We start from the raw sequence: 9389 nt of genomic DNA, 5'->3' as shown, positions 1-9389 counted from the left end.
GAAAGTATCTCTGATGGCAGAATCAACTGTGCCAATGCTAATAGTCCTTGATTGTTCATGGTACAAAGGTGCAAATTTTCTATAGAATTAAAGAATTTTCCCCCTGATTTATCGGGTGAGCCCATAAGCCGTCACCGCAATAATAGGCACGCTAGCAGAAACCTTACGAATCTCTGCGGTAGCCTCGTATCCATCCATGACCGGCATCTTTATATCCATCAAGATCAACTGCGGTTTGTGCTGATGAAATAGCTCCACAGCCTCCTTTCCATTCCATGCATGAATCAATTTATATTCAGGCTTCAATATAGACTCAAACAGGCGATAATTACTGGAATTGTCCTCAGCGATCAAGATCGTAACCTCACTTCGGGCGATCTTCTCCAAAGTAACAGGCTTCTGCTCTTCACTAGGAAATAATTCTTTCTTCGGCTGAAAAGGCAATGTAAACCAGAACTTAGAGCCTTTCCCTTCCATAGAATCAACCCCGATCGTTCCTTTCATCTGGGTAACAATCATCTCACAGATGCTTAAACCCAGTCCTGTTCCTTGAGCGAAAGTATTCAGTTTTACAAAACGTCCGAAAATATCTTTCCGCTTATTCTCCGGGATTCCGCAGCCCGTATCCTCTACATAGAACCACAACGTATTATCATCCTTCAACTTATAGCCAAATAAAATCGATCCTGCCAGCGTAAATTTCATGGCATTGTTCAACAGATTGATCATCAGTTGAGACAGACGATTTCGATCCGTATAAATCACGCAAGGCTCCAGATAATCCTTAAATGAGATCTGTACATCCGGATTCTTATTCTTCAAATGAGCCGATTGCTCCAAATCCCTCAATACAGCGTTAATATCCACATAGTCATAAGTAAACTCCAAGGTACCCGCCTCGATCTTTGACAAATCCAAGATATCGTTTATCAACTGCAACAATAGGGAATTATTATTCTCGATAATATCAGCGAATTCCTTCTTATCCTCAAGGTCATCGGTCGAGGCAAGGATATTAGAGAAACCTACTATCGCATTTAACGGTGTACGTATCTCATGGCTCATATTTGCTAAAAACGCTGATTTCAATTTATTCGACTCCTCCGCCTTATCCCTAGCCATTCGAAGGTCATGTTCCAATTGCTTACGCTCGGTAATAGATATCGTAGACCCGATCAACGCTTTCGGTTTACCGGAAGCATCATATTCAGCCATTACCTGTATCTCCTCCCACTCATGGCGATCTTCTCCCGGAATCAACCGCTCCAGACAATATTCTTTTCGTACTTTCTTTATTTTCCCATTACACAAATCATCGAAAGCCTTTTCCACGCAAGCCCTGAAAGACGGGTGTATCTTGCTGAAATATTCCTTCAACGAAACCTCATGGGTATGCACCTCTGCTGTCTCTATATTATCTCCCGGATGTACTTTCGACTCATAGATAATCTTCCCTTCAGCCAGATTATATCGCCACGGTAAAAGATCTGCCGCCTCTAACGCCATAGCCAGCTTATGATTCATGGCTTTCAAATGCGTCTGGAAATTATGGATATCCGTAATATCAATAAAAAACGCGTCAACTACATTCTCTTCCGAGGTAGGCATGATGATAATCGTATAGTAAAGCCCTGTCGGCTCAAAATAATACTCACAAGTAAAGGATTTCCCACTCTCCAGAACTGTAGGCACAGCCGATAGAAGCAAAGGATAACTTCCCCCAATTAAATTAGCGATCTCTTTTCCATGCTTATTTACCACGAAATCTTTAGGAGCGATTTTTTCCTCGAAAGCATGGTTTACATCCAAAACCTGCACATCGATTTGCGTACCTTCCCGAATCAGCCGCTGCCGTATATAAGGCAATGGCATATTATTAAATAAATCACGGTAACGGGATAATAGCCTCAACTCCACTTCCTTCATCTTTTGCTTAGAACGATACACGTAATGCCACGCTAAAAACACGACTACCAGAAAGAAAATCAGAAAGCCTAACAGCGGCATCCAATATTTTTCTAAAAAAGAGGGAGGCGCATTCAAATAGATCGCATCATGTGGGAAATTATCTTCATTAGACATCGCGCTCATCAGCGAAACATAATTCAAGTATTTATGAGGATCATCCACCGTTGAAACCGGGATCTTGCCCATATCTTCACCGTTATAAACTTGCTGTAGCAAGGGAATTAGAGCAGTCTCAATCGTTTTAGCGCTATTATAATATCCACCAATCGTATATCCTTCTTCCACGCCCATATCATATAAAGAAAAAACAGGATGCCTAGAAATGCCGTTTATACCTTGATACAAAGTACTATATAATAACGAGTGATTCAAGAAAGGTTTCTCGGTAATCCACGAGTAATACATCACGGCCGTCGCTCGATGTGGGTCTTTCTCCGACAGAACCGCCATTAAACTATCCATGGAGCAAGAACCCTCCGTATAAAAATCCACTTTCCCCTCAGGGAAAGAAGTTTCCATATGTTTCTCCATCTCATCCCGGAGCCATGTGGAGACATAACGTCTGTCGGATATGAAAATCAGACGTTTCAAACCCGGGATTAATTCCTTCACCAAGTCGATCGAACCTTTAACATAATAAGGGATAACCAATCCCGTAGCGTTATACCCCTTAACCGCCTCTTGTAAAGGAATCACCCTATCAGAGGAATGCCGCTGATTAAAATAACATTCATTTTCTGCCATTTCCCCCGTCTCCGAACAGACCAGAGTGGGAATATCCCCCCATTTCTCCCGGATCTTATCCCGCATAAAAGCCCATCCATTTACGCCTAAGTAGATAATTCCATCCGGCTTCTTCTTGTTAGCTTCAAAGAAGACCTCTTGTTTCTCTTTTAATTTCTCTGGCGTATCAACCAACATCACGCTTATATGATCTATCCGGAGAGTGTACTCCTCCGGGGTAGCGAACTTCGAGATCATGTTTAATAAATTACCAGACCAACGTTCGCCATCCACATATGAATTTATCACCAATACATACGATTCCTCCTTGACCGGATATGAAGAACTCCCATAAGCCAGAGTCGGCATACCGGCTATCAAGCATAAAATCAATCCAAAATAAAGTATTATTGCCTTTAAATTTATAATATTTCGTATCATTCCCTACATTCCTCTATTGCAGTTGTAAAGACAAAGATATTCCTTAATTATCAACTAATCTTATCAAACTCGTTTTTTTATCAAGTTTTGGTGTCAAATTCACGTTTCTTACAAACTAAAGGCTTTTTTAATCGGGACTATTCGGTTATTTACCGATACTCGTATAGAAATCAGCGGTATTTACTTGTGTATAGAATGACGAACCCGTACATTTGATAAAAAACAAAAAAATGGAACTTATGGATATGAAAGATTATGACATCGATTTTAAAGAGAAGAGGACAAACGGGTATCTGATCGCTACCTTATTTATCATTGTCGGTATATTATTTTTACTGCGGAATCTAGGAATGATAGATCCATCTTTATTTGACTTGCTTGTATCTTGGCCGATGCTGCTTGTCGTGTCGGGCATCTTTATGATTTTCCACCGTAATCCGGTAGGAGGTATGCTCCTCGTGGGCGTGGGAGTCTATTTCCTTTTCCCGCAGTTAAATTGGATCACGAACGATTTCTTACGTATATATTGGCCGTTAGGATTAATCCTGTTAGGATTGGTCATCATGCTGAAGCGGAAAGATTCTATCCGCACGAAAAAGCATAAACGTCCTTTTAACCATCCCCCTTTCGGGCACAGAAAGCCTAACGATGAGATCAACTACGAGACAGATAACGGTTTCGTATCGGTTGACACCACTTTCAACTCGGTAAGGTACATCGTACTGGACCCCGTATTCAAGGGGGCGGACATAGACGTATCTTTCGGCAACGTGATCCTCGATCTTAAAAAAACAACATTAGAGGCTGATGAAACCATCATAAACATAGATAGCTCCTTCAGCGGCGTAGTAATATACGTTCCTAAAGGATGGCTGGTTCGTCTAAAGGTTGATTCCTTCTTGGCTGGATGCCAAGACATGAGGGACCTGACAGAAACAACCGACATGACGCACACGTTATATATATGTGGAGACTTGTCGTTCAGCGGCCTTGAACTAAGAGACTAAACTCATCATGCAAGAACATCCTATTACAACATCCATATTACATAAAGGGCTGGGAAGCCTATTATTACTTTTAGCCATAGCGATCCAATGCGCATTATTAACTCTTTATGGCGATCTTCCGTTGAGCATCACTTTGGTCGATAGCTTACTTTCCATCGCATTGTTCGCCGTAGCGGGATATTATCTTTGGTATGTACAATGTACGTTACATATCATGCAAGCACGAGTGGCTTTCGCCGTACTCGTACAAATCGCTTGCATAGCCGGATGCTCGATCTTGCTACAAATATTCGGATTGGAAGATTGGGAGGAATTCTCGATCACGATTCCTTTTCGATTCCTGTTCGGCCTAATGGCATGGATCATTCTATCCCAATGGTATGCCAGTCGGGAAAGAAAGAGTGAGGCGGAACCTATCGTGAGACAAATGGAGGAAAAGACGGCACCTCCCCCGACTACCGTTCCGGAGGAGATTCTAGATCGTATATCCGTAAAAGACGGGGCACGTATTCATATCATCCCGATAAAAGAGATATTCTATTTGCAAGCATGTGGCGACTATGTGACCTTATTCACCACTTCCGGTCAGCACGTAAAGGAGCAAACCATGAAGTATTTCGAGCGAAGCCTTCCTTCTCCGGAGTTCGTTCGTATACACCGCTCTTATATCGTTAATACGGAACAGATATTGCGAGTAGAACTATTCGGAAAAGAAACCTATCAAGTACGATTAAAGGATGGAACATATCTTCGTGCCAGTAGCGCTGGCTATAAGCTACTCAAAGAACGTCTTTCCCTTTAGCAGTCCTATAAAAGGGACCTAATCATCGTTAAAATTAGAAGATTTTGATTGTAATATATAGAGTTTTGTGTTGTGTAACACTTTTTGGCAAGCATCGATATGTTACTTAACATATATTAGTTGCAAAAGACTTGACAAATGGTCTTGACGAACGTATCTTTGCATCGTGGTTTTTTCATAATAGTATTAGATTTAAGGTTAACAAAGTTTGGTTAGGGCTTGTCGTGAGACAGGCTTTAATTGTTTATAGAGGTTTGCTTCCCTAGATTTACATATAACTATAAAAAAACGGCCACCCCTAAAAAGAGGCGGCCGTAATTATTCTTAATGAAAGAACCTACTCTTTGACAATCCTTGTAACTTCCAAATCAAAGATCAAAGTCGTATAAGGCTTTATTATGACACTTCCCGAAGCACTCCTTCCAGCCGAACCGTATCCCATCTGTTGAGGAATCCAAATCTCCCAACGATCTCCTGGGTGCATATTCTGTAACGCTGTAGCAAAACCATCTACCATATCAGAAACAGTAAGCTCGGCAGGCTCTCCAGCCTCGAAAGAACGATCATCAAAAACTTCACCATTTATAAAAGAGCCTTTATAATAACATTCCACCTTGCTCGTATAATAAATCGGCTCCTTACTCTCCCCAGTCTTCAAGACCTTGTAAAGGATAAATCCGGCATTACTTTGAGAACTCAATTGCTCGAAACCCGGAACCAGCATCTGGGCTTGAAAAGCCTCCTCATTCTGGACCTTCCAAACCTCATCCACCTCTAGTGCCTCATCATCATCCCCACAAGAGGTGATCATGAGCACGCAAAACAACATCAACGCGATATGCCAGTACTTCTTCATTCGTTTACTCTATTACCTTTTTCAATAAATTCTTCATGCTCACCTTCTCCGTGATAATATCGTGAAGCTTATCGATGCTTACGCGCTCTTGCTCCATCGTGTCACGGAAACGGATCGTTACGCAATTATCCTTCAAGGTGTCATGGTCTACCGTAATACAATACGGGGTACCGATCGCATCTTGACGGCGATAACGCTTACCAATAGAATCCTTCTCGTCGTATTGGCAACGGAAGTCGAAACGCAACATATTTATAATCTCCTCAGCTTTCTCGGGCAGGCCATCTTTCTTCACCAATGGCAATACGGCCAACTTGATCGGAGCCAAGGCTGCGGGCAACTTCAATACCACACGGCTCTCGCCATTCGCCAACGTCTCCTCGCAGTAAGAACCCGCCATGATGCTCAAGAACACACGGTCTACACCGATCGAGGTCTCGATTACATACGGAGTGTAACTCTGGTTCAACTCCGGATCGAAATATTGGATCTTTTTACCGGAAAACTTCTCATGCTGACTCAAGTCGAAATTCGTACGGCTATGTATACCCTCCACTTCCTTGAATCCGAACGGCATCTCGAACTCGATATCCGTAGCGGCGTTAGCGTAGTGAGCCAACTTCTCATGATCGTGATAACGATACTTCTGATCTCCCAAGCCAAGAGCTTGATGCCATTTTAAGCGAGTAGACTTCCATTTCTTGAACCACTCGATCTCCTCACCCGGACGAACGAAGAATTGCATCTCCATTTGCTCGAACTCGCGCATACGGAAGATAAACTGACGAGCCACGATCTCATTACGGAACGCCTTACCGATCTGGGCGATACCGAACGGGATCTTCATACGGCCAGTCTTCTGCACATTCAAGAAGTTCACGAAAATACCTTGAGCCGTCTCCGGACGAAGATAAATCTTAGTCGCTCCATCAGCGGTAGAACCCATATCCGTAGAGAACATCAAGTTAAACTGGCGAACCTCCGTCCAGTTACGAGTTCCGGAAATCGGGCAAACGATCTCGCAATCCAAGATCAATTGGCGAAGATCCTCGAAGTTAGACTCGTTCATCGCCTTACTATAACGCTCATGAATCTCATTCCATTTCGCTTGATGCTCCAATACACGAGGATTCGTCTCACGGAATTTAGCCTCATCGAAAGCGTCACCGAATTTCTTTGCGGCTTTCGCCACTTCCTTATTCATTTTCTCCTCGATCTTGCCCAAATGGTCTTCGATCAAAACGTCCGCACGGTAACGTTTCTTCGAGTCCTTGTTATCGATCAACGGATCATTAAAAGCGTCAACATGGCCGGAAGCTTTCCAGATAGTAGGGTGCATAAAAATAGCGGAATCAATACCCACCACATTCTCATGCAGCAAAGTCATGCTATCCCACCAATATTTCTTTATATTGTTCTTTAACTCAACACCATACTGGCCATAATCGTATACCGCTCCCAAACCGTCATAAATCTCTGAGGAGGGAAATACGAAACCATACTCCTTACAGTGTGAAACTAATTTCTTAAATACATCTTCTTGTGCCATAATCTAATAATTTGCCAATTTTGTTAATATGCCAATGTGCCAATGATAAGTCCATCGGAGACCCGCCTGAGTGGCACATTAGCACATGGTCTCCTTTATGAGGTTACAAAGTAAATGATTTTTTCCGTAACTATAGAAAGTTTTGTATATTTACGACGTAAATCATTAGTGTTTGCGCAAACAGTATAATTTAAACAAGATAATACCATGAAATCAGAAGAAATCTCACGCCGCTCGTTCCTTAAGCGAGCGCTAGCCTTATCGGCAGTATCGGCCATCCCGTCGTTCTGGACACCCGCCCACGGACGTGTTCTACCTACTTCCCCGCTAATCAGCGCTAATGACCGGGTAAACATCGCGTTCATCGGCATCGGACAACGAGGGGGCGAGATCGCCAAGGAATTGTATAACACAGGTCTGTGTAACGTAGTAGCTCTCTGCGACGTGGACATGGGAGCCCCTCACACGCAAGAGATTATCAACATGTTCCCGAAAGCGGCCCGTTTTCAAGACTTCCGCACGATGTTCGACCGGATGGCGGACAAGATCGATGCCGTAAGCGTAGGCGTGCCGGATCATTCCCACTTCCCGATCACGATCGAGGCGATGGCGCACGGCAAACATGTATATGTAGAGAAACCGATGGCCCGCACATTCCAAGAAATAGAGATCATGATGCGTGGAGCGAAGAAATACGGCGTTGTCACCCAAATGGGTAACCAAGGACATTCCGAGGCGAACTATTTCCAATTCAAGGCATGGAAAGAGGCCGGTATTATCAAGGATGTTACCGCCATTACCGCCCATATGAATAATCCGCGTCGCTGGCACGGATGGAACCCGAATATTAGGCATATGCCTATGGGAGAACCGGTTCCCGAGACGATGGATTGGGACACATGGATCGGCGTAGCTCAATATCATGATTACAACCATGACTACCATTTGGGACAATGGCGTTGTTGGTACGACTTCGGAATGGGTGTCTTAGGAGACTGGGGAGCGCATATTTTGGATACGGCACATGAATTCCTAGATTTAGGATTGCCTACAGAAATAAATCCGCTTTATTTGAAAGACCATAACCCGTTCTTCTTCCCGATGTCATCCACCCTTCTGTTTAAATTCCCGGAAAGAGGGAATATGCCGGCCGTGGATATCACTTGGTACGATGGACTGGACAATATCCCCTCCGTCCCGGAAGGTTACGGTGTTTCCGAGCTCGACCCGAATATCCCGACCGTAGCCGGCGGCAAGATACAACCGGCGAAATTGAACCCGGGCAAGGAAATCTACTCGAAAGAATTAACCTTCAAGGGTGGTTCTCATGGAAGTACCTTATCTATCATCCCGGATGAGAAAGCGAAAGAGATGGAATCCCGCTTACCGGAAGTGCCGAAAAGCCCGTCTAACCATTTTGCGAACTTCCTGCTAAGTTGTATGGGTAAGGAGAAAACCCGCTCACCGTTCTCGATCGCCGGCCCATTAAGTCAGGTATTCTGTCTCGGCGTATTAAGCCAGCGCTTGAACCGCAAGCTCGTCTTCGATCGTGACACGAAACAGATCACGAACGATCCGGAGGCGAATAAGATGCTGTGTGGTTTGCCGCCTCGCAAAGGATGGGAACAATATTATACCATTTAATTGTAAAATGGAGAATTGAAAGTTATTTGTTTATCGCTTTGACTTTCAATTCTCCCATATAATTTACAAGCCCATTTGCTACAATATCTACAACTATCCCTGCAATCATCTGGCCTTAGGATATTTAGTTCATGGTGGTAGATAAAAAACATCTACAATTATCTGGCTCTATCTACCACTATTTACTGCTATTTACCACTTTTCCTTCACCTAACACAACGATCCTCTACACTCACCATATAGCATTATCCAATCTCCTTTCAACATATATAAAATATTATGTCTTATGCTGATATAGGTAGACACATTCAATAACAATAAAATGTGTAATTATTATGCGCAAAAAACATGAGCATTACAGCGAAGAAGAGAAATTGCATCTTCTTCATTCTTATTATC

The 9389-nt window shown here is 43.2% G+C and carries 6 protein-coding genes; 3 read left to right on the top strand and 3 right to left on the bottom strand.

The features are described 5' to 3' along the window. Window positions 1-108 precede the first annotated feature (108 nt). On the bottom strand, window positions 109-3132 hold the full coding sequence (locus tag NBH16_RS22810) for an ATP-binding protein (protein ID WP_250789106.1): 3024 nt from the start codon (window positions 3130-3132) through the stop codon (window positions 109-111). 239 nt (window positions 3133-3371) lie between these two features. Between NBH16_RS22810 and NBH16_RS22805 the strand changes: the two genes are divergently transcribed. Both NBH16_RS22805 and NBH16_RS22800 read left to right on the top strand, forming a co-directional pair. Further along, entirely contained in the window at window positions 3372-4139 is a 768-nt protein-coding gene (locus NBH16_RS22805) for a LiaI-LiaF-like domain-containing protein (protein WP_121961190.1), read from the top strand. 7 nt (window positions 4140-4146) lie between these two features. After that, window positions 4147-4941, top strand: coding sequence for a LytR/AlgR family response regulator transcription factor (locus NBH16_RS22800; protein WP_009016614.1), 795 nt, complete (start codon window positions 4147-4149; stop codon window positions 4939-4941). 337 nt (window positions 4942-5278) lie between these two features. Here NBH16_RS22800 and bamJ read toward each other — a convergent pair whose 3' ends face one another. Together bamJ and NBH16_RS22790 are read right to left on the bottom strand one after the other, a co-directional pair. Next, window positions 5279-5797 (bottom strand): BamJ family beta-barrel-assembly machinery protein, encoded by a 519-nt coding sequence (gene bamJ / locus NBH16_RS22795; protein ID WP_057326093.1) that lies wholly within the window; start codon window positions 5795-5797, stop codon window positions 5279-5281. A gap of 4 nt (window positions 5798-5801) precedes the next feature. Continuing rightward, entirely contained in the window at window positions 5802-7346 is a 1545-nt protein-coding gene (locus NBH16_RS22790; RefSeq protein WP_005863410.1) for a glycine--tRNA ligase, read from the bottom strand. Window positions 7347-7553: 207 nt separating this feature from the next. Here NBH16_RS22790 and NBH16_RS22785 point away from each other — a divergent pair, with 207 nt between their 5' ends. Then, window positions 7554-8990 carry a Gfo/Idh/MocA family oxidoreductase gene (locus NBH16_RS22785; protein WP_122115123.1) on the top strand — a complete coding sequence of 479 codons (1437 nt, stop codon included), beginning with the start codon at window positions 7554-7556 and terminating at the stop codon, window positions 8988-8990. Window positions 8991-9389 lie beyond the last annotated feature (399 nt).

This window comes from Parabacteroides sp. Y3-G-102 (assembly GCF_023656845.1).
Taxonomy (GTDB): Bacteria; Bacteroidota; Bacteroidia; order Bacteroidales; family Tannerellaceae; genus Parabacteroides; species Parabacteroides distasonis.
Note: the sequence above shows the minus strand (reverse complement) of the source record. Positions and strands in the feature narration are given on the sequence as shown.

Excerpts from the sequence above, each read along its gene's own strand:
- NBH16_RS22810 (WP_250789106.1), bottom strand. The coding sequence starts at position 3,132 with ATGATACGAAATATTATAAATTTAAAGGCAATAATACTTTATTTTGGA.
- NBH16_RS22805 (WP_121961190.1), top strand. The coding sequence starts at position 3,372 with ATGGATATGAAAGATTATGACATCGATTTTAAAGAGAAGAGGACAAAC.
- NBH16_RS22800 (WP_009016614.1), top strand. The coding sequence starts at position 4,147 with ATGCAAGAACATCCTATTACAACATCCATATTACATAAAGGGCTGGGA.
- bamJ (WP_057326093.1), bottom strand. The coding sequence starts at position 5,797 with ATGAAGAAGTACTGGCATATCGCGTTGATGTTGTTTTGCGTGCTCATG.
- NBH16_RS22790 (WP_005863410.1), bottom strand. The coding sequence starts at position 7,346 with ATGGCACAAGAAGATGTATTTAAGAAATTAGTTTCACACTGTAAGGAG.
- NBH16_RS22785 (WP_122115123.1), top strand. The coding sequence starts at position 7,554 with ATGAAATCAGAAGAAATCTCACGCCGCTCGTTCCTTAAGCGAGCGCTA.